21 protein-coding genes and 1 pseudogene are annotated in these 23,273 nt (G+C 58.8%); 15 read left to right on the top strand and 7 right to left on the bottom strand.

The window, feature by feature from the left end; all coding sequences use genetic code 11:
- Positions 1-215 precede the first annotated feature (215 nt).
- From ABK249_RS31880 to ABK249_RS31860, 5 genes are all read right to left on the bottom strand, one after another.
- Positions 216-1,517 (bottom strand): PQQ-dependent sugar dehydrogenase, encoded by a 1,302-nt coding sequence (locus ABK249_RS31880; protein ID WP_227705632.1) that lies wholly within the window; start codon positions 1,515-1,517, stop codon positions 216-218.
- A 90-nt stretch (positions 1,518-1,607) separates the two neighbouring features.
- Positions 1,608-2,006, bottom strand: coding sequence for a hypothetical protein (locus ABK249_RS31875; RefSeq protein WP_227705633.1), 399 nt, complete (start codon positions 2,004-2,006; stop codon positions 1,608-1,610).
- A 128-nt stretch (positions 2,007-2,134) separates the two neighbouring features.
- A complete protein-coding gene (locus ABK249_RS31870) occupies positions 2,135-2,980 on the bottom strand; it encodes a fumarylacetoacetate hydrolase family protein (protein WP_227705634.1) in 846 nt (281 codons plus the stop codon).
- A 30-nt stretch (positions 2,981-3,010) separates the two neighbouring features.
- Positions 3,011-3,754, bottom strand: a complete 744-nt coding sequence (locus tag ABK249_RS31865; protein WP_227705635.1) for an SDR family oxidoreductase — start codon at positions 3,752-3,754, stop codon at positions 3,011-3,013.
- Positions 3,755-3,842: 88 nt separating this feature from the next.
- Positions 3,843-4,985, bottom strand: coding sequence for a mandelate racemase/muconate lactonizing enzyme family protein (locus ABK249_RS31860; RefSeq protein ID WP_227705636.1), 1,143 nt, complete (start codon positions 4,983-4,985; stop codon positions 3,843-3,845).
- Between the two features lie 63 nt (positions 4,986-5,048).
- Between ABK249_RS31860 and ABK249_RS31855 the strand changes: the two genes are divergently transcribed.
- The 5 genes from ABK249_RS31855 (at position 5,049) to ABK249_RS31835 (ending at position 10,028) form a co-directional block, all read left to right on the top strand.
- On the top strand, positions 5,049-5,747 hold the full coding sequence (locus ABK249_RS31855; protein ID WP_227705637.1) for a GntR family transcriptional regulator: 699 nt from the start codon (positions 5,049-5,051) through the stop codon (positions 5,745-5,747).
- Positions 5,748-5,858: 111 nt separating this feature from the next.
- Complete coding sequence (locus ABK249_RS31850) at positions 5,859-7,097, top strand: ABC transporter substrate-binding protein (protein WP_227705638.1); 1,239 nt, start codon at positions 5,859-5,861, stop codon at positions 7,095-7,097.
- 72 nt (positions 7,098-7,169) lie between these two features.
- On the top strand, positions 7,170-8,087 hold the full coding sequence (locus ABK249_RS31845) for a carbohydrate ABC transporter permease (RefSeq protein WP_227705639.1): 918 nt from the start codon (positions 7,170-7,172) through the stop codon (positions 8,085-8,087).
- A 6-nt stretch (positions 8,088-8,093) separates the two neighbouring features.
- Positions 8,094-8,939: a carbohydrate ABC transporter permease gene (locus tag ABK249_RS31840; RefSeq protein ID WP_227705640.1), complete on the top strand. Its 846-nt coding sequence runs from the start codon at positions 8,094-8,096 to the stop codon at positions 8,937-8,939.
- 15 nt (positions 8,940-8,954) lie between these two features.
- Positions 8,955-10,028 carry an ABC transporter ATP-binding protein gene (locus tag ABK249_RS31835; protein WP_227705641.1) on the top strand — a complete coding sequence of 358 codons (1,074 nt, stop codon included), beginning with the start codon at positions 8,955-8,957 and terminating at the stop codon, positions 10,026-10,028.
- A gap of 261 nt (positions 10,029-10,289) precedes the next feature.
- Here the strand turns inward: ABK249_RS31835 and ABK249_RS31830 are convergent.
- A pseudogene (locus ABK249_RS31830) lies at positions 10,290-10,628 on the bottom strand (S1/P1 nuclease); the annotation flags it as partial.
- A 340-nt stretch (positions 10,629-10,968) separates the two neighbouring features.
- Here ABK249_RS31830 and ABK249_RS31825 point away from each other — a divergent pair.
- Entirely contained in the window at positions 10,969-11,229 is a 261-nt protein-coding gene (locus ABK249_RS31825) for a transposase (protein WP_348864806.1), read from the top strand.
- Here ABK249_RS31825 and ABK249_RS31820 read toward each other — a convergent pair.
- Positions 11,222-12,154, bottom strand: coding sequence for a LysR substrate-binding domain-containing protein (locus ABK249_RS31820; protein ID WP_227705642.1), 933 nt, complete (start codon positions 12,152-12,154; stop codon positions 11,222-11,224). The genes ABK249_RS31825 and ABK249_RS31820 overlap by 8 nt on opposite strands.
- Positions 12,155-12,356: 202 nt before the next feature.
- Here ABK249_RS31820 and ABK249_RS31815 point away from each other — a divergent pair, with 202 nt between their 5' ends.
- The 9 genes from ABK249_RS31815 (at position 12,357) to ABK249_RS31775 (ending at position 22,698) form a co-directional block, all read left to right on the top strand.
- Complete coding sequence (locus ABK249_RS31815; protein ID WP_227705643.1) at positions 12,357-13,067, top strand: isochorismatase family protein; 711 nt, start codon at positions 12,357-12,359, stop codon at positions 13,065-13,067.
- A gap of 103 nt (positions 13,068-13,170) precedes the next feature.
- A complete protein-coding gene (locus ABK249_RS31810; RefSeq protein WP_227705644.1) occupies positions 13,171-14,709 on the top strand; it encodes an ABC transporter substrate-binding protein in 1,539 nt (512 codons plus the stop codon).
- Between the two features lie 19 nt (positions 14,710-14,728).
- Positions 14,729-15,676, top strand: a complete 948-nt coding sequence (locus ABK249_RS31805) for an ABC transporter permease (RefSeq protein WP_227705645.1) — start codon at positions 14,729-14,731, stop codon at positions 15,674-15,676.
- Between the two features lie 14 nt (positions 15,677-15,690).
- Positions 15,691-16,578: an ABC transporter permease gene (locus ABK249_RS31800; protein ID WP_227705646.1), complete on the top strand. Its 888-nt coding sequence runs from the start codon at positions 15,691-15,693 to the stop codon at positions 16,576-16,578.
- A gap of 30 nt (positions 16,579-16,608) precedes the next feature.
- Positions 16,609-18,588: an ABC transporter ATP-binding protein gene (locus ABK249_RS31795; RefSeq protein WP_227705647.1), complete on the top strand. Its 1,980-nt coding sequence runs from the start codon at positions 16,609-16,611 to the stop codon at positions 18,586-18,588.
- The gene (locus ABK249_RS31790) at positions 18,578-19,828 is read left to right on the top strand and encodes an MFS transporter (protein ID WP_227705648.1); all 1,251 of its coding nucleotides are present in this window, start codon (positions 18,578-18,580) and stop codon (positions 19,826-19,828) included. Before ABK249_RS31795 ends, ABK249_RS31790 begins: the two co-directional genes overlap by 11 nt.
- A gap of 1 nt (position 19,829) precedes the next feature.
- Complete coding sequence (locus ABK249_RS31785) at positions 19,830-20,591, top strand: cysteine hydrolase family protein (RefSeq protein ID WP_227705649.1); 762 nt, start codon at positions 19,830-19,832, stop codon at positions 20,589-20,591.
- Between the two features lie 68 nt (positions 20,592-20,659).
- The gene (locus tag ABK249_RS31780; protein ID WP_348864802.1) at positions 20,660-21,382 is read left to right on the top strand and encodes an isochorismatase family protein; all 723 of its coding nucleotides are present in this window, start codon (positions 20,660-20,662) and stop codon (positions 21,380-21,382) included.
- A 53-nt stretch (positions 21,383-21,435) separates the two neighbouring features.
- Positions 21,436-22,698, top strand: a complete 1,263-nt coding sequence (locus tag ABK249_RS31775) for an MFS transporter (RefSeq protein ID WP_227705651.1) — start codon at positions 21,436-21,438, stop codon at positions 22,696-22,698.
- Positions 22,699-23,273 lie beyond the last annotated feature (575 nt).

Raw genomic sequence — 23,273 nt, 5'->3', positions numbered from 1 at the left:
AGTCGCACGAAAGAAGGTGCGGAATTCATAATGTGGGATGCGGTCGGCCATGAAGCTAACAGCCGCCTCTTCCGGCTGATGCACAGCCGCGACGTGCTTAGCAGCAATTCGTGAGAGGAATTCGACGGTGTCGAAGAATCCGTGGCGCCCGGCAGCTTTATCGGTCTGCCAGCTCAACAGCCGCCATTCCACGGAAACATCGGGGCGTCCCGTTTTCAGGCGCCGGTGACACGCCAGATGACGTCGCCCACATCGTCTGCCATCAATACGGCGCCGTCAGCCGCCAGCGCCACCCCGACCGGTCGGCCATAGGAATAGTTCTCGTCCGCCGACAGGAAATCAGTGAGAATTTCGCGCGGCAGTCCCACAGGTTTGCCTTTCTCGAAAGCGACGAACGCCAGCTTATAGCCCGAGAGCTTGGAGCGGTTCCACGACCCGTGCTGACCGATGGCCATGCCCGCAGGAAAGCCCGGCAGCGTCCCTTCGGGCAGCCAGCAAAGGCCGAGTGATGCCGTGTGGCCGCCCAAGGCATAATCCGGCTGCAGCGCAGAGGCCACCTTGGCGTCGTCCTGCGGCACACGATCATCCACCACCCGGTTCCAGTAGCAATAGGGCCAGCCATAAAACCCGCCATCGCGTACCGACGTCAGATAGTCGGGCGGCGTCTCATCGCCAAGCCCGTCACGCTCATTGACAACCGTCCAAAGCATTCCACTCTCGGGTTCCCAAGCCATGCCCACAGGATTGCGCAAGCCACTGGCAAAAATCCGGGATTGCCCCGATTTCAGGTCGTATTCGTGAATGCAGGCGCGGTTTTCTTCCGCGGCCATGCCTGCGTCGCCGATATTGCTCAGTGACCCGACAGCCACGTAAAGCTTGGTGCCATCCTTGCTGGCAATCAGATTACGCGTCCAATGTCCGCCAGGCACCAGATCCATCAGTTTTTTGGCCGGCTTGCTGATTCTCGTCGCGCCTGCCTCATAGGGATAGGCCAAAAGCGCGTCGCTGGTGCCGACAAAAAGCGTCTCCCCGACAAGGGCGATGCCGAAAGGCTGCCGCACGTTCTCGATGTAGGCGTAACGTTCTTCGGCCACTCCGTCGCCGTCGGTATCACGCAGCAGCGTTACGCGGTTGGGGCTGTCGCCGGAAGCGCCGGCCCGCCGCATCGTGGCTGACATGGCATGGTCGAACAAAGTGCGCGGATTTCCACGTTCGCCCATGGATTCCGCCACCAGCACATCGCCGTTGGGCAGCACATGCACATTGCGTGGATGCACCAGCCCCCGCGCAAAAGCATTGACCTTAAGCCCGGCGGCCGTTGTCGGTTTGTGCTCGCCCTCCCAGCCCTTGGCCGTCGGCATCTTCAACGTCGGTATCTTACCCTGCGGTTTGGCCACCGGAATGACTGGCGTCGTGCCATAAACAGGTTGCCTCGGGCCATCACCCGAATGACGAATGGCAATAGCGCCTCGGCCGACAAAGGCCACAAAGCGGGCGAAGAGAGAAGGATCGGCCATCGGTCGCCTCCGAAATAGTGAGGAAAAGTCAGGAGAGGCCCAGACGCTAAAGCGTTTGCGCGGCCAACACTAGAGGGCTGTGCGAAAATTTTAAAGGGAGGGAAAGTGTTCGGGCAAATCTGGACGACCGATGGTCGATCCTCGCATCGTCGATCTCGAGTGGGGTCTGTCGTACCTTTGTCTTCGGTGTGCCGGGACCGTTTCCCTCAGTGCGTTCTGTCCGCTGTGTGCGAAGCTTCTTTCTGGGATCGAGAGCGCGAATGAACTCCGCAACAGGCCCGTCGTCCCGCCGGCAGCAAAGGCATGGTCGATGAAGGGCAGTTCCTCCTCGATCAACCGGCTGACGATCGAGGTTCGCTTTTCTGGCGGCGCGAACAATCCAGCCTGCGCACGGGTGCGTTTGATGACCGTCTTGCTCTGCAGATAGCCGATGCCTTCCCGGATGAGGATGGTGGCGATAGCGTTGGCGGCACGCTCGATCGAATTCATGGTGGTTTACCAAATGATTTTCGGGAGGCAGATGCCCCCGCCCATAGAAAATGTTGATTGCGTCGCTCATATCCGCCTCAAATTCTTGACACCTTTTAGCTATCTGGCCGCCGAAGCCCGACAGGCTTTCAGGCTGCGTCAACGGTGAACTGCGTCTGTTCGCCCAGACCTTCGATGCCGAGTCTAATTGTCTGGCCGGCACTTAAGAACAGTGGCGGTTTCATTCCGAGGCCGACGCCGGGAGGTGTGCCCGTGGAGATGATGTCGCCCGGTTGCAGGCTCATGAATTGCGAGATGTAGTGGACGAGAAAGGCGACGCCGAAGATCATCGTTGTGGTGGAACCGTTCTGGCGCATCACGCCATCGACCGAAAGCCACATCTTCAGGTTCTGGGGATCGGTGATCTCGTCGCGCGTGACCATCCAGGGTCCGATCGGCCCAAAGCTGTCGGCCGATTTGCCCTTGGTCCACTGGCCCCCGTGTTCGGCCTGGAATTCGCGCTCCGACACATCGTTGATCAGACAATAACCCGCAACATGTTGCATGGCGTTGGCTTCCGAAACGTAGCGGGCTTCGTCGCCAATCACGATGCCGAGTTCGACTTCCCAGTCCGTCTTCCTCGACTTTCGCGGAATGATGATACCGTCATTCGGACCTGTGATGGCACTGGTTGCCTTGATGAACAGGATCGGCTCTTCAGGGATTGCAGCGCCCGTTTCGGCAGCATGGTCGGCATAGTTCAGGCCGACGCAGATGAACTTGCCTGTGCGCGAAACACAGGGCCCCAGACGGCCGGGTTCGGCGACGAGCGGCAGGCTCTCGACGTCGATCGCCGCGATCTTCGCCAGACCCGCCGCCGTCAGGTTGTTGCCGGCGATGTCGTCGATTTGACCGCTCAGATCCCGCACCTTGCCATTCCTGTCGAGGATGCCCGGTTTTTCGGAGCCGCGCTGGCCGTATCTCAAAAGCTTCATGTCGATTGTCCACTTGTCTTGGGATTGTCTTCAGGCGTTTGCCCAGCCGCCGTCGATGACGATGGCGTTGCCGGTCATGAAGGCAGATTCATCGCTGGCAAGATAAACCACGAGTTCAGCGACTTCTTCGGGCGTGCCGAGTCGTCCCATGGGTTGGCGGGCGACGAAGCTCGCGCGTGCCTGATCGTAATCGCCAAGCGCACGCATGCGATCTTGCAACGACGGACTTTCGATCGTGCCGGGGCATATTGCGTTGGCGCGGATGCCCTTGCCGACATAGTCAAGCGCTACCGATTTCGTCAGGCCGATGACCGCCGCTTTTGTCGTTCCGTAGATAAACCGGTTCGGAGCGGCGATGACGGTTGAGGCAACCGACGCCATGTTGACGATAGACCCGCCGCCGCGTTCGATCATGCCGGGCAGAAAAGCCCTGATCATCCGGTACATGGCACGGATATTCAAATTGACGGAGAAGTCGAAAGCCTCCTCGTCGCAGTCGAGAATAGCGCCGTTATGGACGAAGCCCGCGCAGTTGAAGAGGACGTCCGGAGCTTCGATTTGCCCGGAAAATTCATTGATTTGCGCTGGGCTCAGCACATCGAGCCTGCGCGTCGTGATGCCATCATGGCCGCCGAGCGTCTCAAGATTTTGCGGATCCATATCGGTTGCCCATACACGGGCGCCTTCCCGCACGAAGGCGAGTGCCGCGGCACGCCCCATCCCCTGTCCGGCGGCCGTGACGACAGCCGTCTTTCCTTCAAGTCTGCCAGTCATGTTATCTCCCATGCTGCGGGGATCCGCCGCATTGTTCACGGCCCGGCCCCGCCGCCCCAAAGTTGTGACACTTCCTGCGAGATGATGTTCAGGGCAGGAGAGGCAGTCGATCATTCTTCGGCGCGGACCCGAGTTGCGATCGTTCAAGGCGCTTGGGCCGCGCCCACTGACGCCTCGCCTCTTCTGAAAGCACGAGACCGTGACCGGGGCGGTTGGGCGCATAGGCGTAACCGTCGCGAATTTCGATCGGTGTCTCTACGAGATGATCGAAATTCTGGAACGAATACTCCAGCCATTCGACTTCCGGCATTGCCGCTGCCATGTGCACGCCGATCTCCAGGAAGGTGTTCCCCAGACTAACCGGAATGCCCAGTTCGGCAGCCAGCCAACCGATGCGCATGACGTCGGTAACCTGTCCGTGAACGTTGAGGATATCCGTGCCGAAATTGTCCATCAGAACACGTTTTCCGGAGAGGTCGAGATATTCGCCGCTGTTGATCTGGGTCCAGTTGACGGTGTGGCGCAGCGTGCGCAGTCCCTCGAAATCGTGCCGCAAGATCGGATCCTCGACCCACAGCAGATCGTGACCCGCATCCCGGATCGCCGTCAGTTTGACAAGCGCTTCCTTGGAGTTCCATGCTTCGTTGGGGTCAATCATCACCTGCGACCCGTCCGGCACAACCTTCTTCAGAAGATCGAGGCGGCGAAGGTCACGGGAAAAATCGGGATGGCCAACCTTAATCTTGAAGGTTGAATAGCCCATGCTGGCAGCATGCGCGAACAGGGCGCAAAACGCGTCATCGCTCAGATGGAAGTCAAGGCCGCTTGCATAGGCGCGAACCCGGTCGCGCCGGCTCCCAAGAAGTCGGTGCAGGGGCATGTCTGCCTGTTTGGCGGCCAAGTCCCAAAGAGCCACCTGCAGCGCCTCGTGGAATGGCAGGGAGTAAGCGCGCTGATTACCGCCGCGCGGCCTGTTCACCCGGTGCACGAGCCCAATCGCTCTTTCCCCCTTGATCGTCGGCCAGACCTCGTTGCTGAACACGGCTTCGATCTCATCCTGGTCGGGCAGGGGGTGGAAAAGTGTCTGAATGAACCCGAGCCCCACCTCCCCACTTTCGGAAATCAGCTCCAGAGCTGCGACGTTGACATCGTCGGCGCGGACCTGGCTATCGCCGATTACGCGGTCGCGGGCGAACTGAAAACGCGTTATACGAAATGTAGAGATGGGCATCCGGAGCTCATTGATCGCTTAAATAGTTGAATTGATCTATCAGAAGGGATAGATATCGTAGCCATGAAGAAACTACAAGAGCCCCGCAATTTAAAATCCGAGGCTGCCGATATCGGCATGCCCCGTCTCAGCGACGTCGCTTACGAACGTATCCTGGAAAGCCTGTTTGAGCGGAAGGTTCCGGTCGGCGCATTCATCTCGCAGAACGAGCTTTCGGCCATCGTCGACGTTCCCGTAGCGCCGCTTCGGGATGCTTTGCGGGTGCTGGAGGCAGAAGGCATCCTGACCATTCATCCACGTTCCGGCATTCAATTCGTCCGGCCGGGGTTGGAATTGACCCGCTCCACCTACCAGTTCCGTTCGATCGTCGAGCGTGCGGCAGTTCGTGTATTTGCGGAGGAAGCAGATGAGCAGGTGATGAATTCCCTTGAAGTCCGGCATTCTCGCCTTTTACGTCGCGTAGAGCGTGACGGAATTGGGCCGGAACAATTGCTGGAGATGGATTCGCTCGAGCTGGATCTGCACGGCCATATCATTCAGGCCTTGCGCAACCCCCTTATCGACAGCGCTTATCGGCGAATGCACAACTACCTGAGGCTTCTCAGGTTGGAGCGGAAGGTCACTGCGCCCATTCTTGTCCGTACCCTAAAGGAACACCTCGACATTCTCGAAGCCTGCAGCACAAGAAACGCGGATGCAGCCGAGAAAGCCTTGCAGGCGCATTTCCAGGCGGCCATGCAGCGGAACCTCGGCCTGGTTTGAGCATCTCGGTAAATTTGGCGCACGGCGGGATGGGATATTGCCGCGAGCGGAAAATGATGTTACCTCACACTGATCGATCAGAGAAGATATCTGATATCTTGAGAGGTTGCAATGCATCTGAGCAAACGTGAATTCCTGGCGGCAAGCGCCGTATTGACGCTCGCAGCGGGCTTGCGAAACGCCAACGCGGCCACCGCGATTAATTACTGGCATCATTTCGCCAGTCAGTCGGAGATGGCAGGGCTGGCAAAGATCATCCAGCTTTTTGCAGCCGCGAATCCCGATATTTCCGTGACGCAGGAGAGCATTCCAAATTCGGAATACATGGCGAAGGTTTCGTCGGCCGTGGTTGCCGGAGGTCGGCCCGATACCGGAATGGTGATTGCCGAGCGATTTGCGGATCTGACCGCAATGGGTGCGCTCATCGACCTTAGCGATCGCGTCAACAATTGGCCCGGCAAGGCCAATCTACCCGAGGGGCGCTGGGCCGGCATGTCTCAGGATGGCGCCGTCTACGCAGTCCCGGCCTATGCCTTCGTCGACTGGATGTATTACCGCAAGGACTATTTCGAGGAAGCCGGGCTCTCCGCCCCACCCGCGACATTCGAAGAGTTCCTCGTCGCCTGCCGCAAGCTGACGGACCCGTCCAAAAATCGATATGCTTTCGGGATGCGTGGCGGCGCTGGTGCATTCAAGTACGTCCTCGACGTCATGGAAGCTTTCGGCTCGCCGATCGTCAAGGACGGCCAGGCAGCGATCGACAAGCCGGCAGCCATCGAGGCCATCACCTTCTACGCCGACCTGTTCCGCAAGGAGAAGGTTGTTCCGCCCAGCGCTCCGAACGATAGCTACCGGCAGATCATGGAGGGCTTCCGGACCGGCCAGACTGCCATGATCTGGCATCATACCGGCTCGCTCATCGAAATCTCTGCTGCGCTGAAGCCCGGTGAGCAGTTCTCCACCGCGCCTATGCCTGCAGGACCCGAGGCACATATCGCCCGAGTAGCTTATGCCGGCAATGGCATCTTCAAGGACGACAATGTCGAGGCTGCGTGGAAGTGGATCAGTTTCTGGGGTGAGACCGATGCGGCAATCGCTCTTCTTGAGGCGACGGGCTATTTCCCTGCGTCGACTGCGGCGCTGAAGGACGAACGCATCACATCGAACCCTATCTATAGCGCGGCAACAGAAACGCTGGAGTTCGGGCGGCTTCCAAACAGCTTTGTGGGCGCAGCCGGTTGGTCGGAAAACGTCGTCAATCCGACATTCCAATCGGTTCTGACCGGCCAGTTGACGCCGGAACAGGCTGTGGATCGGATGATCGAAGGCCTCGAAGCAGCGCTTCGCTAACTCTCTCAGGCGCGATGCTCCCCTTGTGGTGTCGCGCCTCCAGCCGGGGACGGCGATATCGCCGAGGTTTGAATGACAGCAACCACACGCCGCAAGCCTTTCAGCCGCCTTGGCGAGGTCTCCGAGACCCGTTTTTGGGTCTATTTTCTTCTGCTGCCGAGCCTTCTTCTCCTGCTGCTTGTTGTTGCCTATCCGACGATCTACGGCTTTGTCATCAGCGCCCGAGAGATGCGCCTGACCAGGCCAGGCCTCAACGGCTGGGTAGGGATGAAACATTATGCCGCGATGATGTCGGACCGGGTGTTCTGGATTTCGTTGAAGAACACCGCGATATGGGTGAGTGCAGCCGTCGCAATCGAGATGACTCTGGGATTCATTGCAGCCGTGGCTCTCAACCGGAATCTGCCAGGCACAAAGATCTTCGGCGTGCTGATCCTGCTGCCGTATTTCCTGCCGAATGTCGTCGCTGGGCATATGTGGGCTTTGCTTCTCGACCCGCGTCTCGGCGTGATCAACGACATTCTCGTCCGTATCGGCATTCTGAACTCATACAAGGCGTGGTTCGCAGACCCGGCCACCGCTCTTGCGGCAACGATACTGGTGGAAGCATGGCACGGCTTCCCGTTCTTCGCGCTACTGTTTCTCGCCGGACTGAAAGGCATTCCTGAAGATCTATACAAGGCTGCCGCCGTCGATGGAGCAGGCTCCTTCACCAAGTTCAGACTGATCACAGTTCCGATGCTAAGGGCCGTGATCACGGCTGCGGTCATCCTTCGCGTCATCAGCCTTGTCAATTCTCCTGATCTCCTCCTGGTTCTGACTGGAGGCGGCCCCGGAAACGCCACGCAGGTCTTGTCGCTTTACGCTTTCCAGACCGCGTACCGCGATTTCAATTTCGGCTACGCAGGCGCGCTATCGGTGGTGATGTTCCTCATTCTGATGATCTTTGCCACGATCTACATTCGCCTGTCTCGCATTACGAAAGAATAACCCGCCATGTTCAAGTCTAAACGCAGCAGGCGCCTGGCAGCCGATATCCTGACCTACATCGCACTTTGCAGCCTCGGGATTTTCTGCATTGGCCCGATGGCATGGATGTTTCTGACGTCACTGAAGCCCGAGGCCGACATCGTCACCTCGCAGATGCAGTATATCCCGCGGCATGTCACATTCGAGAATTATGTCGCGATCTGGACCCAGTCGAACTTTCCCGTTTTGATCACCAACAGTCTGATTGTTACCACGATCACAGTGGCGATTTGCGTTGCTACCGGCACATTGGCCGCCTACGCCTTTGCGCGCATGGTCTTCCGCGGCCGCAACAGCCTCATGCTTGGCTACCTGCTCATCCGGATGTTTCCCGCGGTGATGATGATCATTCCGCTCTATGTGATGATGCGGACCGTCGGGCTGGTGGACAGCCGGTTCGGCCTGGCACTCGCCTATACCAGCTTCCTGCTGCCGCTGTTCGTATGGATGCTCAAGGGCTTCTTCGATGCTGCCCCCAAGGAACTGGAAAGTGCTGCCCGTATTGATGGTTCGACGCGTTTCGGCGCCATGGTTCGCATAGTTTTGCCGCTGGCGAGAAACGGTCTTGTTGCAAGTTCCGTCTTCATCGCCATCGCGGCGTGGAACGAGTTCATTTTTGCCCTGATGCTGACAACGGGGCAGGGCTCTCGCACCTGGCCAGTCGGGCTCCAGTTGATGGTTGGAGAGTTTCAACTCCCCTGGGGCGTCCTGGCAGCTGGCGGAATTCTCAGCATTCTACCGGTCATGCTTCTCTTTGCGATCGTTCAGCGGGCGATGGTCCAGGGTCTGACTGCGGGCGCTGTCAAAGGTTAAAGGAGACTATATTGCATGGCTACGCTTTCCCTCAAGAAGGTCCGCAAGTCCTACGGTGCACACAACGTTCTCCATGGCATAGACATCGAGCTGGAGGATGGCGGTTTCCTAGTGCTGCTCGGCCCGTCGGGCTGTGGCAAGTCGACATTGCTCAACATCATCGCCGGCCTTGATGATTCCTCCAGCGGCGACATTTCTATCGGCGGCCGCTCGGTGTCGGCTCTCCCGCCCAAGGACCGCAACATCGCGATGGTCTTCCAGTCCTATGCGCTGTATCCGACAATGTCGGTGGAGCGTAATATCGGCTTCGGCTTGGAAATGCGCGGTGTTGCTGTCGATAAGCGTCGCGAGGCGGTGGCTCGGGCTGCGGATATGCTGCAGGTTACGCATCTCCTTGACCGCAAACCGGCAAACCTTTCCGGCGGCCAGCGACAGCGGGTGGCCATGGGACGCGCCATCGTCCGTGACCCGGACCTGTTCCTGTTCGACGAACCGTTGTCGAACCTCGACGCGAAGCTCAGGGTGGAGATGAGGACCGAGATCAAGCGGCTCCATGAGCGGCTGGGCACGAGTATTGTCTACGTAACGCATGATCAGATCGAGGCGATGACACTCGCAACCAAGGTCGCCGTCATGAAGGGCGGCAATATTCAACAATTTGCCGATCCCCAGACGATCTATGAGCGCCCTGCAAATATGTTTGTGGCCAGTTTCATCGGGTCTCCGGCCATGAATTTTCTTGAGGGCCGTCTCGTGAAGAGCGGTTCTGGTTGGAAATTCCTGGCAGGGGGCGTGAGCCTGGATCTGGGAAGTGACTTCGCTGAGTTGAGCGAGGGTGACGTGACCCTGGGGCTGCGCCCGGAGGAACTCAAGGTGGTGGAAGGCCATGAGACCGGTGCCTTCGAAGGCATCATCGACGTCGTCGAACCTACCGGGCCGGATACGATGCTGACGACAATAATCGGGGGGCAAACGATTATTGCCCGTGTGGGGCCGCGGTTTGCTGGGAAAAGGGGAGAGCCGGTTACTTTTGCGGTCGATCCCGCGAGTGTCAATCTCTTCGATCCAAGGACTCAAATGAGGCTATAAGGATGACAGTGCAATGCGCTTTTGTAGTGATAGGCGCCGATTTCTGCATCAAAGCTATTGCGTGCGGGATGCGCCCTTGTCTTTGCGGCAGCCTACAATGATCTGGTGCGTTTCCCATAATTAATCTGTGAAACAGCACTGAAGGCTGACCCCGTACGAAAATGTAATAAGCGCCTGATTTTGCCTGCAAAATAGCAACAAGGGTGAGGTCATCGTCGGCGCCGATCGCGACCCCGCACGATCTCCACTTCTTGCAGTAAATCAAGGCTTTACGGTGGCTATAATAGAGGTCGGCCTTCGACGTTGATTCACAGTATAGGCGTCCCAGCTGAAACTATGGGCTCCGATCAGCGTCTCGTCCCGCAACTGGTAGAAACTGACATCGGCATTGCGTATTTTGCCGTCGGGACCTTTTCCCTGGAAGGTGACGGCAAGGCCGTTGCCGCCGCCGTCGCGCTCCGAGTAATGCAGCGGCTGGTGGATATCGCCGATAAGATGGACGACAAACTTCAAGGCATCGGCCCGCGCGCTCTTGCCCGCATGGTCGTCGGACAGCACCAGGATCTCGCGCTTCAGGGCTGCGGAAATGCAATCGCCTTCGGTCTGGTCGAGGGCGCAAGAACCGACCGGATCAGGTTTGGCATGTCGATATCAATGTAGTGCCAGACGCTTCGTCTTCGTGCCAGCGGGCGTGAACTTGAAATCGTCCAGAGCTGTTGCCAGGGCGCAAAAGATCCTGGCAGTTCGGTCGTATGGCAAGCCCCGTAGCCCAGCTCGCAGAGATCGGCGCAGGATGTAACGCCAACCGCTGAAGCTGAAGCAACGACCGCTCCGAAAAGGACTTCACGCGCGAAAAGACTGGCGCTGAGAAGGCCCCCGCGGCGGCAAAGTCGAAGAGCCGCGGACTGAGCGCTGAAGAAAAAAGCAGAAGACCGACCAGATAGAGGCGCAGGTTTCTGATGGCGCGACGCTGAAGGATGCGGTCAAGACCGCTGGAAGCTCCGACCAGAGATATTACGAATGGAAGAAAGCCGCCTCGCAACCAGCCGTCGCAAAACCGATCAGGCCTGCAACCGCGGATGACGAAGAATGGGCTGAGTTCATTGCGATCGAGGAAGAAAACCGCCGGCTGAGAAAGCTTCTTTCCGAGAAGCTTCGCATCGAAAACGCCGACCTTCGCAAACGGCTTGGTCTCAAATAATTCCGAGCCTGCATTGCCGATGAACTTCCGTGCATCCACCTGCCTTCTGGTCGAGAGAGCGTGTGTGCTCTGACAGCCAAGCTCGAAACTTCTGAATGGCTGGGCGACCAAAGCGACTGCGTGTGTAAGCTATGTGAAAATGATGCTCTGAGCCAACGACAATTGGCGAGACCGGTCGAAGTCGGCCTTGTGCAATGGCTTCGGCCACCAATTCGATTTCCGCCATGACGATTCCCAGGCCATGCTCTGCTGCAGCGTAGGACATACTGGAACTTTCGAAGGACCAGCCGTGGTCCAGCGGAACGGGAGGAATTCCCGCCGCTTCACACCAGACCTTCCAGTCGTTGTAACGTCGTAGGGTGTGGATGATCGGATAGCTCGACAATCTTTCGATGTCCACCGGACCGAACTCTGGCGCCGCCACAGGGCACAGCGCCGTCACGAACAGCGGTTCAATGATGAAATCCGAAAGTTCACTTTGTCGGGTGCTGGAGAGTACCACGGCATCACTGATATTGGCATCCAAGGAGTCCCCCGGATTGAGATAAAGAGAGGTAACGGAGATATCGGGATGTCGACGCGCTAGTTCCGGCATGCGCGGCATGAGCCAGTTGAGCGCGAACGACCGGGACAATCTCAGTACGACGGAATTGCGTCCGGTCATCGCTCTGAGGGCGGTGTGGCCTTCCTCCAGCGCTGCTATCGGCCCTCGCACTAACTCCAGATATACCCGACCGAAATCCGTCAATGACACCTGTCGGCCCACCCGCTGGAACAGCGGTGTGCCAACCTGCTGCTCCAACTGGCGAATCTGCTGGCTGACCGCCGACTGCGTCACGTTCAAGATCTCGGCAGCCTGCGAAAAGCTGCCCAGGCGCGCCGCCTCGGAGAAAGAGCGCAGAAGGTGGAGTTGGGGCACATGCATGATCCATTAGTACGCCTTATGCAAACCGGTGTGAATAGTCGTTTGACCATTTCGTGCTAAAATTATTAGCATAATATCTGCGTGATGCAAATTTAGGCAGACTTGCTGCGCACTGCAGCATTTTGGAGCAACCTCCCGAGGTTCGATGCTCGCGCCGACGCATTACGGCTGTGCCTCGACGAAAACCAAAAGGAGTTGGATCATGAAATACGGATGGGAGCCTTACCTGTCGGAGCGTGACAAGAAGCATTCTGAGCTCTGGGGAAAGAAGGAACTGAATGGCTTCGGCGAAAAGCCGGCACTGCTTCTGATCGATATCTACTACTCTGTGCTTGGGTTGAAGCGTGAAGACATTTTCGAGTCCATGAAGACCTGGCGCGGATCGACCGGTCTCGAAGGTTGGGAAGCGGTGGACAAGACCGCCGAGCTTCTCGCGGTGGCGCGGGCTGCCGGTATCCCGGTGATCCACGTCAAAGGCCTGCATTCGGGCGTGAATTCCTGGGGCCGTCGCAACCGCCCGAAGCCCACCATGCCGGAGGAAATGATAGAGAAGGGCCAGCAGATCGTCGACGAGGTGAAGCCGATTGCCGGGGAACTCGTGATCGAGAAGGCTGCACCCTCCGCATTCCAAGGCACGCCCCTGGCCTTCCAGCTACAAAGTCTCGGTATCGATACGCTGATCGTGTGCGGTGAAACTACCTCGGGCTGCGTACGGGCCTCCGTCGTTGATGGCGCCACGGCACGCTTCCGCATGGGCGTTGTCAAGGAGTGTGTCTTCGACCGCACCGAAGCCTCGCACTACATCAACCTCTACGACATGCACCACAAATATGCCGATGTGGTCAATCTGGACATGGCGAAGCAATACTTGGCCGGCTTGGCCGAAAAGACGCCGATGCTGAAGGCCAGCTGACCTCTGCTTCGTGCCTGCGCGTCAAGTCGCGCAGGCCATCCATTTCCACCGTTTGGCGCGGCCTTTTCCCAAGACAGATGCCGCGCACCGCAGGGAGACAGAGATGAAATTCCTCAGTCCATCATGGCTGTCCGCCGCTCTTATCGCCAGTGCCATGGCACTTGCCACACTATCGCTCGCCACACCGTCGAGCGCGGCAGAAGACAAGACCCTCGTCGTGCGCTTCTACGATGATCCGGCCGGCTTCGACCCCGCCAATATCTTCCGCATCGAAAACGAAAATATTGCCTTCAACATCTTCAGTGGTCTGACGACCTATGACGGCAAGACAGGCAAGATCGTTCCGGACCTCGCCGAGTCCTGGGAAACCAAGGACAACCTCACCTGGACCTTTCGGCTGCGCAAGGGTGTTCAATGGCAGAAGGGTTACGGCGAGTTCACCGCGGCCGATGTGCTCTATAGCTACAAGCGCATTCTCGATCCGGCCACGGCATCGCCCTACGTCTCGGAGTTGACCGGCATCGAAACAATGGATGCGCCTGACCCCTACACTGTCGTCATACGGCTCAAGGCCCCGAACGGAGGCTTCCTGCATACGGTGGCAAATTACCACCAGGGCCAGATCGTCAAGAAAGAGGCCATCGAAGCCGCAGGTGACCAGGTTCGCTGGAAGCCGGTTGGCACCGGTCCGTACTACCTGGACTCCATCGACGTCAGCTCGCGGATCGTGCTGAAGCGACATGATGGCTATTACAAGGGCCCGGCCCCCATCGCTACCCTGGACTTCCACATCATCAAGGATGATGCCACCGCCGCGATTGCACTGCGCAACGGCGAGATCGATCTGCTGATGCGACAGAGCAAGGAGGAACAGCTTCAGATACTCAAGGACGCCGGTTTCAAGATGAACCACGTCGACAACTATGCTTCGTCCCTGAAGGTCATGAACTTCTCCGATCCGATCCTCAAGGACGTTCGGGTCCGCCAGGCGATCGCCCATGCAATCGACTATCCTGCTATCACGGCCGCGATTGCGCCATCGCTCCAGGGGGCGGCCACCTCCATGCTGATGCCGTGGATGGATGTCTTCTCCAAGGATGCTCCCACCTACCCCTATGATCCGGAAAAGGCCAAGAAGCTTTTGGCCGAAGCGGGTTACCCTGATGGCTTCACCCTGAAAACTCTCGGTACCTCGGCGCAGGGCGTGACGGAGCAACAGCAGTTCGAGATCGACTACCTCAGCCAGGTCGGCATCAAGATGGAGCTCGAGTTGGTCGATACGCCGACCTTCAACCAGAGGCGCAACAAGGGCGAGTTCATGACGGCCAGCCGCCTTCTGCCGGCCATCAACCCGGACATGATCCTGTTCAGCTATCTGCATCCAGTCAATATCGCGCCGAAGGGCCTCAACGGCGCACGGTACAACAATCTGGAACTGACCACGACGATTGAGGCGGCGCGCGCCGAAGCTGATCCAGAGCGACGCATGGAGCTCTATGCCAAGGCGCAGAAAATCGTCATGGCGGATCTCCCCTACATTCCCGCCACATCGAGCAACGTCTTCTGGCCCAGCAAGACCAATGTTGAAGGCGTCAACATCAATTACCTGGCCCAGGTGAACTTCTGGGACGTCACCAAGTAACCTGAAGGGATTGCCGGCCATGCTGACCTACAGCTTCAAGCGCCTCGTTCAACTCCTGGTCACAGTTCTTGGCGTCGTGACCCTGGTCTTCTTCACCATGCGGCTGATCCCCGGGGATCCAATTTCAGCCATGGCCGGCGACAGCCTCTCCGGTGCCGCATTGGATCAGATGCGCAACCAGATGGGGCTGAACGATCCGCTCCTGGTTCAGTATCTCGGCTACCTGGCTCGGCTCGCCGTGCTTGATTTCGGCAGCACGGTCACCACCAAGCTGCCGATCATTGAGCTGATCGTCGGGGCGCTGCCCATCACCGTTTCCATCGCCATCGGAACCATCATTCTGACGGTCCTCATCTCAATCCCGCTGGGAACAGTTGCCGCCTATATGGCGCACAAGGGCAACCGGGTGCTGGACAATATCATCACCGGTATCGCCATGGTGCTGGACCTCATGCCGCCCTTCTGGACGTCACTGGTCTGTCTTCTCATCTTTTCCCTGACGCTCGGATGGTTTCCGGCAAGCGGTACGGTTTCCATCGATGACCCAGTTGCGCTCCTGCGCCGTGTCGCATTGCCAGTTCTCGTGCTGTCCATGGCACAAGTCGCCACCCTGGCTCGGATCACCCGCACCTCGGTACTGGAGGTTCTGAACGAGGACTATGTTCGCACGGCCCGCTCCATGGGCTGGTCGGAACTGCACGTGCTCTTTCGCCATGCTCTGAAGAACGCGGCATTGCCCATCGTCACCGTGATCGGGCTCAGCTTCGGCAATCTGTTGAACGGCACCGTCATCGTCGAGTTCATCTTCACCCTGCCGGGCATTGGCAACCTGCTCGTGGGCGGAATGAACAGCCGCGACTACCAGATGGTGCAAACCCTCATCGTCTTCTACGCCATGATCTTTGTCGTGATCAACTTCGCGACCGACCTGATCTACCGCGTGTTCGACCCCCGCGTGCAGTTCTGACCGGAGACAAAACGATGGCTCACATCTCGATTTCCCTGCCTGCCTTTCGCTCCTTCCAGCTGCAGGTGTCGGACATGCCTGGCCTGATGCGGCTCCTGTCCAATCGGAGGATACAAGCGGCATTGCTGATCCTCGTGCCGATCCTGTTGCTGACGGTGTTCCGGCCATTCCTCCCCATCCCGGGTCCTCTGGAAACCAACCTTCGCGCAATGACCAAACCACCCTCACTCGATCACCTGTTCGGCACCGACCGTATGGGGCGCGATCTTCTCAGCCGGACGCTTGCCGGTGTCCAGATTTCGATGTTCGTGGGCTTCGCCGTGGCGCTTCTGTCGCTCTGCGTCGGTCTTGTCATGGGAACGCTTGCCGGCTTTTTCGGCGGCGTTATCGACCGGCTGATGATGACCATCACGGACATCTTCCTTGCCTTCCCGTCGCTGCTGCTTGCCATCGGCCTGGTCTCGGTGATGGGGACGGGGATGCTTCCCGTCGTGCTGGCCATTTCGTTGTCGGACGTGCCACGCTTCATCCGCTTGCAGCGGTCGCTGGTACTCAGTCTTCGGTCCAGGGCCTATATTGATGCGGCGCGCACCGTGAGAGCCTCGCAGATGTGGTTGATGACCCGACACATCATCCCAAACACCATTGCGCCCCTGCTTGTCGCCGCCTCGATCGCTGCCGCGAATGCCATCCTCGTCGAGGCAGGCCTCAGTTTTCTGGGACTGGGGATCATGCCGCCCGCACCTTCGCTCGGCAACCTGATCCGCGACGGGCAGACCTATCTCGAACAGGCTTGGTGGATTTCCACTCTGCCGGGAACGGTCATCCTGCTGATCGCCATCAGCCTGCATTTCCTGTCGGACGGCATCCGGCAAGTCCTCGATCCACGTTCGCGCAAGTGACCATCGCAACAGCACACCGGATAAATCTCCATGAACGAACTGCGTCCCCTTCGGAATTCGCTGCTTGACGTGCGCAACTTGCACGCGCACTTCCTGACAGATGCCGGCACCGTTAAGGCGGTCAACGGCGTTTCCTTTCAGATCGGTCAGGGCGAGCGCGTGGCAATCGTCGGAGAGTCGGGCTCCGGAAAGAGCGCGATGGCAATGTCGTTGCTGCGCCTGCTTGCCTATCCCGGCAAGGTCGTTTCCGGGGAAATCAACCTGGACGGGCGCGATCTCAATCGCTTGAGCGAGCGTCAGCTCAACGAGATCCGCGGTCGCGAGGTCGGAACCATATTCCAGGATCCCATGTCGTCCCTTGATCCGGTGATGCGGATCTCCAAACAGATGATTCCGCCGATCATGCGTCATCTCGGGCTGCCCCAGGACAAGGCGAGAGCGGAGGCGATCAACTGGCTGGACCGCGTGGGCATTCCTGATGCCGCCCGCCGCATCGAATCCTATCCGTTCGAAATGTCGGGTGGCATGCGGCAGCGCGTAATGATCGCCATGGCCTTGTCTTGCCGACCGCGGCTGATCATCGCCGATGAGCCCACGACCGCCTTGGACGTGACGATCCAGGCGCAGATCGTCGAACTGCTGAAGGAGTTGACCGCTGAAACCGGCGCGGCCATGGTCTTCATCACCCATGACCTTGGCCTGGTTGCCCGCTTCGCCCACAAGGTCGGCGTCATGTATGCCGGCAAGCTAGTGGAGTTCGGCGCCGTGCGGGACATCTTCGCGCGTCCCCTGCATCCCTATACCCAGAGCCTCCTGGATACGATCCCGCCTGCCCATCAGCAGGAGCGTCGACGCCTCGTCCAAATCCCCGGGGTCCCGCCCGACATGAAGCAGGCGGTGCTGGGCTGCGCTTTCAAGGAGCGGTGTGCCGGGGCTCACCGGCATTGTTTCGAGACCGCGCCTGAATTGGATATGCGTCAGCCAGGTCATTCCGCCGCCTGCTGGTTACCCGATGGGCTGGGGCAGGATCGTTTTGTGGAGCAGGCACTCATACCGGCCATGGAACCGTCCGGAGAGCCGGGAGACTCAAGGGTGGTGGTGGAGATCAACAATCTGCACAAGCACTTTGTCTCCCGCAGCTCTTTGCCATGGCGGAAGCCTCCGGTCCTACGTGCGGTCAACGGCATTTCGTTGCGCATCAGCAAGGGCGAGGCCCTCGGTATCGTGGGCGAGTCCGGCTGCGGGAAAAGCACGGTCGCCCGTCTTCTGCTTGGTCTCGACCCCGCAACATCCGGCGAGATCTTTATCGACGGCATGGCGCAGATGGTGTTTCAGGACCCTTCGTCGTCCTTCAATCCCAAGATGACCCTCTCGAACATCATACAGGAACCCTTGGTGGTGACAGGCTGGGGCACCAGGACAGAACGGCAGGGCCGGGTGCGGGAGTTGCTGTCCCAGGTGGGACTCGATGAAAGCTACCTGCATCGCTATCCGAGCCAATTGTCCGGGGGGCAGCGCCAGCGCGTCGCCATCGCGCGGGCGTTGGCGCTCAAGCCTTCCGTCGTCGTCGCCGACGAACCGACATCAGCCCTCGATGTCTCGGTGCGCGCGCAGATCATAAACCTGCTGATGGATCTCAAGCAGAAGCTGAGGGTGAGTTTCGTCTTCATCTCTCACGACCTCCTGACAGTCAGCTATATCTCGGACAAGATCGCCGTCATGTATCTCGGCGAGGTCGTGGAGTACGGTCCCGCAGACGAGGTCTTTCACAATCCGGCACATCCTTACACACAGGCTCTGATCACCGCGGTGCCGATACCCGATCCGGAAGCCGAGGCAGCCCGGGCGCAGAAGCCGCTTTCGGGCGAGCTCCCGAGCCCGCTCAATCTGCCCACCGGTTGTTCTTTTGCGTCCCGTTGCCCGGAGGCCACGGATTACTGCCGCACCCATAAAATGGTGCTGAAGCCCTTTTCCAAAACACGAGAAACGGCGTGCCACTATGCAAGCTGATACATTCCGGCGCTTCGGTATCTTCGGCGGTGGACTTTTCTTCGCCATCACCGGAATGGCAGCCCCCTTTTTCACGCTTTACGCATCGGAAATGGGGGCATCGACACTCGCCATCGGTTTGATTGTGACCTCACGGGCTCTGCTGCCCATCATCATCGCCATGCCAACCGGTCAACTGATCGACAGCATCGGGTCTGTGAAGATGCTGCAGATCGGCTCGGCATTGCTGCTGATCTCGCTGCTCAACACCGTTTTCGCGACCAGCGTTCTCATGCTCACCGTCTCGCAGCTGTTCATGGGGGCCTGCATCATCATCATGGCAACCGCACTTCAGGTTCTGGTCTCGACCGGGGATCGGGAAACCCGCAACAAGGCCATCACCACCTATTCCATGTGGATGTCGGGGGGCAGCATGCTGGGTCCGCTGTTGGGCGGGCTAATCACCTTCGCCTTCGAGGCTCCTGCGGATGGGTACCGCTTTACATTCGTGGCGGCGGCGGCCGCCACCACCGTCTTCATGCTGCTGCTGGCCTGCCTCAGCCGCATTTATCCGCATCCGGTTCCGGCGGTTGGCGAGATCCGCTCGATCCTATCCTTCCGCGGCGTTACCACCAGCTATCGGCAAGGGATGGATCTTACGTCGCATAGGCCAGTGCAGTTCGGGCTCGTGGGCACGTTCGTCATCATGTACATACAGGCGCTCTACAGCGGTTTCCTGCCTGTCTACCTGGATCAATTCGGTTACTCGGCATTTCATATCGCCGCAATCCTGTCCTGGCAGGGCATGGCCGGAATGCTCAGCCGCTTCGTCATCAAGGCCCTGATGCGGCGCTTCTCACTGGAGCGTATCCTGAGCGTCGCAGGTCTGCTGGCCGCCATCTGTGTCGTGTTGACGCCGCTTGCGGCACCCAATGCGGTAGTGACCTATCTGCTGATCTTCACCCTTGGTGCGGCAGCCGGCGTCAACCTGCCTGTCAGCATGATGATCATGGTCGATGCCGTTGGCGAAAGCCAGCATGGCAAGCTGATGGGGTTGCGCCTGCTCGTCAACCGCTTCTCCCAGACGATCAGCCCGGCACTCTTCGGCCTGCTTGGCAGCTTCGTCGGACTAACCGCCGCCTTCCTCGCGGGCGGTGCGGTGCTGGTTGCGACCATGTTCGGCTTTTCGGCTTACGCCAGCCACATGGTGCGAACCAGCGTCGCGAATGCTGCGAGCAATCCTAGTCCAAAGGAGGACTGACATGACTGAACGTATATGGGACAAGTATCTCACAGAGCGCGACAAGGCGGTTTTCGCCGCATCCGGCTTCGGGGCGATGGCCGACTGGGGCAAAAGGCCCGCCCTCATCATCATCGACGTGAATTATGCATTCTGCGACGAGGAGCCGAAGCCTATCCTCGAAAGCATCAAGAAATGGCGCACTTCGTGCGGGGAGGACGCTTGGGAAGCCATCCCGGTTCTTCAGCAATTGATTGCTGTGTGCCGGGCCAAGGGGATACCGGTGATCTACACCACCGGCACCCGACGCGCCGATAACTGGGATTCCGGTTCCTGGAGCTGGAAATCGAGCCGCCGCGGAGAGACGCCGGTGACCGACGTTAGCAATCGTGACGGAAACGATATAGTCGATGAAATTGCACCAGGACCAAGCGACATTGTGGTGCGGAAGCAAAAGCCGTCCGGGTTCGCCGGTACCCCCCTTCAGTCCTACCTGCAGCTTCTTGGTTGTGACAGCCTGATCGTCACCGGTACGACGACATCCGGATGTGTTCGCGCCACGGTTCTCGACGCGTTTTCTCAAAACTTCCGGCTGACGGTGGTGGAGGATGGATGCTTCGACCGCAGCCAGGCCAGTCACGCGATCAACCTTTGCGATATGCACGCGAAATACGCCAACGTGCGCCCGAGCGGCGAGGTGCTGGACTACTTTGGCACGCTGGAAGACGGCCTGTTCGAGTTGCCGTCCGGCAAGGGCATGGCCACGCGCGTTGCCGCCGAATGATACTGTAGCCTCGCCCGGGACAGTGGGCGAGGCATCCCACTCCAACGATCCGCCAAGGGAAAGCAAGCATGTCACCCGACCGCTTCGAAGATCATGCATGGGCGGATATCATTCCCGCCGACCTGATCCAGCTCTATGCCCCATACCAACGTGAAACCTACGTCGGGCCGCGCCCGGCGCTCGTGCTGATCGATCTCTATAACCTGGCCTATCGCGGTGGACCGGTGCCGCCCTTGAGCCTGATGGACCAGTATCCCAGCAGTTGTGGGATCTACGCCCACAATGCGATCGAACCGACGAGACGGTTGATCGCCGCCGCGCGAACGGCCGGCGTGCCAATCTTCTACTGTACCTCCGACAACCGCCCAATGGCTGGTCTTCGGGGCGGTGGCGCCACGCGTCGCAGGACGTCAACCGCAGCAGTGCGTTTGCCGGACGACTTCGAGATCTGGTCTGATTTCGCGCCACAGCAAGGCGATGTAATCATTCGCAAGCAGCGTGCCAGTATCTTCCAAGGGACTCCGCTGTTGTCGCACCTGAATCTTCTTGGCGTACAGAGCCTGATAGTCTGTGGCGAAAGCACCAGCGGCTGCGTGCGGGCAAGCTGCATCGACGGCTATTCGAACGGGTTGCATGTTAGCCTGGTCGAAGAATGCACTTATGACAGGCATGAACTCGTCCACAAGATGAACCTGTTCGACCTCCATCACAAGTATGCCGACGTCATGCATGTAGAAGAAGTCGTCGCACATCTCGAGGCAAGCCATCCGACGAAGGCTGCTGCCGGATAGAACGACGCACAGCCGTGCCGTGACAGATCGATTCTCACCGCGAGCCTTTCCACATGACGTTACCTGACACTACGACGGCTCACGCCGCAAGCTCTTCCCCGATTATTCGGCGAGGTACGTTTGCGGCGCTCGGCTATCGCAACTATCGACTGTTCTGGTATGGCAACTCGATCTCCTTCGTCGGAGACTGGCTCGACCAGATCGCCTTGAACTGGTTGGTGATTTCGACGACGAACGACCCGGTCATGCTCGGCTTGGTCAATTTGTGTCGAGGGCTGCCGATCATGCTGTTTGCCATGTTCGGGGGCGTCGTTGCCGACCGTATTGATCGAAGAACGATGCTCATCTGGACGCAGGCACTTGCCATGTTCGTCGCAATCGGTTTGGCATGTGTCGTGGCCTTCTTCGACGCATCGATCTGGCTGATCCTGATCCTCGCGGTCTGCCGCGGTATGATCGTGTCGTTCAACCTGCCGGCCCGCCACTCACTCGTCTACCATCTGGTGCCACACGAGGCGATGGCGAGCGCAGTTTCGTTGAACTCGATGACACTGAATCTCGCAAAGATCATCGGACCTCTGGCGTCGGCCGCGATCATTTCCGGCTTTGGCATCACGGCCTGCTTCATAGCCAATGCGTTAAGCTTCACGGTGGTGATGGCGATGTTGCTGATGCTCGACTTGCCGCCGCAAAAGGTCACGCGCAAGCAGGAGAGCTTCATCGCCAGCCTGTTGGGTGGATTTGCCTACATGGGCCGCGAACCCATCTTGCTGATGCTGGTACTCGTCGCGCTGGTTCCGACATTTTTCTGCCAGCCCTATATCCAGTTCCTCGCGGTATTTGCCGCCCAGGTCTTTCATGCCGGCGCAAGCGGCCTCGGGTTGATGACTGCAGTCGCCGCGGCAGGGTCGATCTGCGGCGGCCTGCTTGCCAGCCGACTACAGCGGGATGCCAGGCGCGGCTCGACCATGCTGATCTTCATGGCGAGCTTCGGCCTCTCGCTGATCCTCTTCTCCATGGCGCCAACCATGTATTTGGCGATCCCGGTGCTGTTTGCGGCAGGCGCCATGCATATTGCTTATAATTCCTCCAACAACACGATTTTGCAGCTGACAGTGGACGACGCCTACAGGGGGCGAGTGTTGTCTTCGCTGTTCATGACGCGCGGCCTGATGCCGATGGGAACCGCCGCCATGGCCCTTCTATCGACTGCCACGGGACCACGGCTTGCCATGGCACTGATGGCCTTTGTCGTCGTGGCCTTCGCTGCTGTTTTGTGGATGCGGATGCCGCAGCTGCGCCAACTGAAAGTTTGAGTATCTTGCCCGTGAATCTTACAAGTCCCGATGGTGCCACATCGCTCATCACCTTCGCATAGCGTCGGATGAAAAAGAGACTGTCATTCGTGTAAGTCTAAGCGTGCTCAACGTTATTGCAGCGGTTCATTGCTTATCGGAATCGGGTCGGGATTCCCAAATCAGCCGAATTGTGATTCTCATGTCCGTTTTCAAGAGCTTGGGCATGGGTTTTTCGCGTCGCTTTTTCAGCGTCGACGAGGGACAAATATGCTGCCTATTGCAGGACGCGGCGGCATTGAGACGACGGTTGATCAGACTCTGATGCGCGGGTTGAATACCGCAGGACCGTGGTTCGTCTCGGGCCTTCCTCTGTCTCACGTGGCGCGTGTTGCCGTTTCAGGCTCGCAGAATCACAACGCGGGTTGCCCTGACCGGCCGCCACGCCCAGCAATAAGCAGCGTGATGGAATTAAACTCTCCTTTGTACTTGGCGCCCCCTTCGTCAGGCTGCCTTTGTGGGGGGAATGGGAACTGTTGTCGCAATCGCCCAGACGAAAGCAGCGAGTTCGCGCGCGATGGCGACGGTGACGATGT

This window comes from Neorhizobium phenanthreniclasticum, assembly GCF_040066075.1.
Classification (GTDB): Bacteria; Pseudomonadota; Alphaproteobacteria; order Rhizobiales; family Rhizobiaceae; genus Neorhizobium; species Neorhizobium petrolearium.
Note: the sequence above shows the minus strand (reverse complement) of the source record. Positions and strands in the feature narration are given on the sequence as shown.

What these genes read in the sequence shown, in the direction of transcription:
- ABK249_RS31880 (WP_227705632.1), bottom strand. Translation starts at nt 1,517, where the DNA reads ATGGCCGATCCTTCTCTCTTCGCCCGCTTTGTGGCCTTTGTCGGCCGA.
- ABK249_RS31875 (WP_227705633.1), bottom strand. Translation starts at nt 2,006, where the DNA reads ATGAATTCGATCGAGCGTGCCGCCAACGCTATCGCCACCATCCTCATC.
- ABK249_RS31870 (WP_227705634.1), bottom strand. Translation starts at nt 2,980, where the DNA reads ATGAAGCTTTTGAGATACGGCCAGCGCGGCTCCGAAAAACCGGGCATC.
- ABK249_RS31865 (WP_227705635.1), bottom strand. Translation starts at nt 3,754, where the DNA reads ATGACTGGCAGACTTGAAGGAAAGACGGCTGTCGTCACGGCCGCCGGA.
- ABK249_RS31860 (WP_227705636.1), bottom strand. Translation starts at nt 4,985, where the DNA reads ATGCCCATCTCTACATTTCGTATAACGCGTTTTCAGTTCGCCCGCGAC.
- ABK249_RS31855 (WP_227705637.1), top strand. Translation starts at nt 5,049, where the DNA reads ATGAAGAAACTACAAGAGCCCCGCAATTTAAAATCCGAGGCTGCCGAT.
- ABK249_RS31850 (WP_227705638.1), top strand. Translation starts at nt 5,859, where the DNA reads ATGCATCTGAGCAAACGTGAATTCCTGGCGGCAAGCGCCGTATTGACG.
- ABK249_RS31845 (WP_227705639.1), top strand. Translation starts at nt 7,170, where the DNA reads ATGACAGCAACCACACGCCGCAAGCCTTTCAGCCGCCTTGGCGAGGTC.
- ABK249_RS31840 (WP_227705640.1), top strand. Translation starts at nt 8,094, where the DNA reads ATGTTCAAGTCTAAACGCAGCAGGCGCCTGGCAGCCGATATCCTGACC.
- ABK249_RS31835 (WP_227705641.1), top strand. Translation starts at nt 8,955, where the DNA reads ATGGCTACGCTTTCCCTCAAGAAGGTCCGCAAGTCCTACGGTGCACAC.
- ABK249_RS31820 (WP_227705642.1), bottom strand. Translation starts at nt 12,154, where the DNA reads ATGCATGTGCCCCAACTCCACCTTCTGCGCTCTTTCTCCGAGGCGGCG.
- ABK249_RS31815 (WP_227705643.1), top strand. Translation starts at nt 12,357, where the DNA reads ATGAAATACGGATGGGAGCCTTACCTGTCGGAGCGTGACAAGAAGCAT.
- ABK249_RS31810 (WP_227705644.1), top strand. Translation starts at nt 13,171, where the DNA reads ATGAAATTCCTCAGTCCATCATGGCTGTCCGCCGCTCTTATCGCCAGT.
- ABK249_RS31805 (WP_227705645.1), top strand. Translation starts at nt 14,729, where the DNA reads ATGCTGACCTACAGCTTCAAGCGCCTCGTTCAACTCCTGGTCACAGTT.
- ABK249_RS31800 (WP_227705646.1), top strand. Translation starts at nt 15,691, where the DNA reads ATGGCTCACATCTCGATTTCCCTGCCTGCCTTTCGCTCCTTCCAGCTG.
- ABK249_RS31795 (WP_227705647.1), top strand. Translation starts at nt 16,609, where the DNA reads ATGAACGAACTGCGTCCCCTTCGGAATTCGCTGCTTGACGTGCGCAAC.
- ABK249_RS31790 (WP_227705648.1), top strand. Translation starts at nt 18,578, where the DNA reads ATGCAAGCTGATACATTCCGGCGCTTCGGTATCTTCGGCGGTGGACTT.
- ABK249_RS31785 (WP_227705649.1), top strand. Translation starts at nt 19,830, where the DNA reads ATGACTGAACGTATATGGGACAAGTATCTCACAGAGCGCGACAAGGCG.
- ABK249_RS31780 (WP_348864802.1), top strand. Translation starts at nt 20,660, where the DNA reads ATGTCACCCGACCGCTTCGAAGATCATGCATGGGCGGATATCATTCCC.
- ABK249_RS31775 (WP_227705651.1), top strand. Translation starts at nt 21,436, where the DNA reads ATGACGTTACCTGACACTACGACGGCTCACGCCGCAAGCTCTTCCCCG.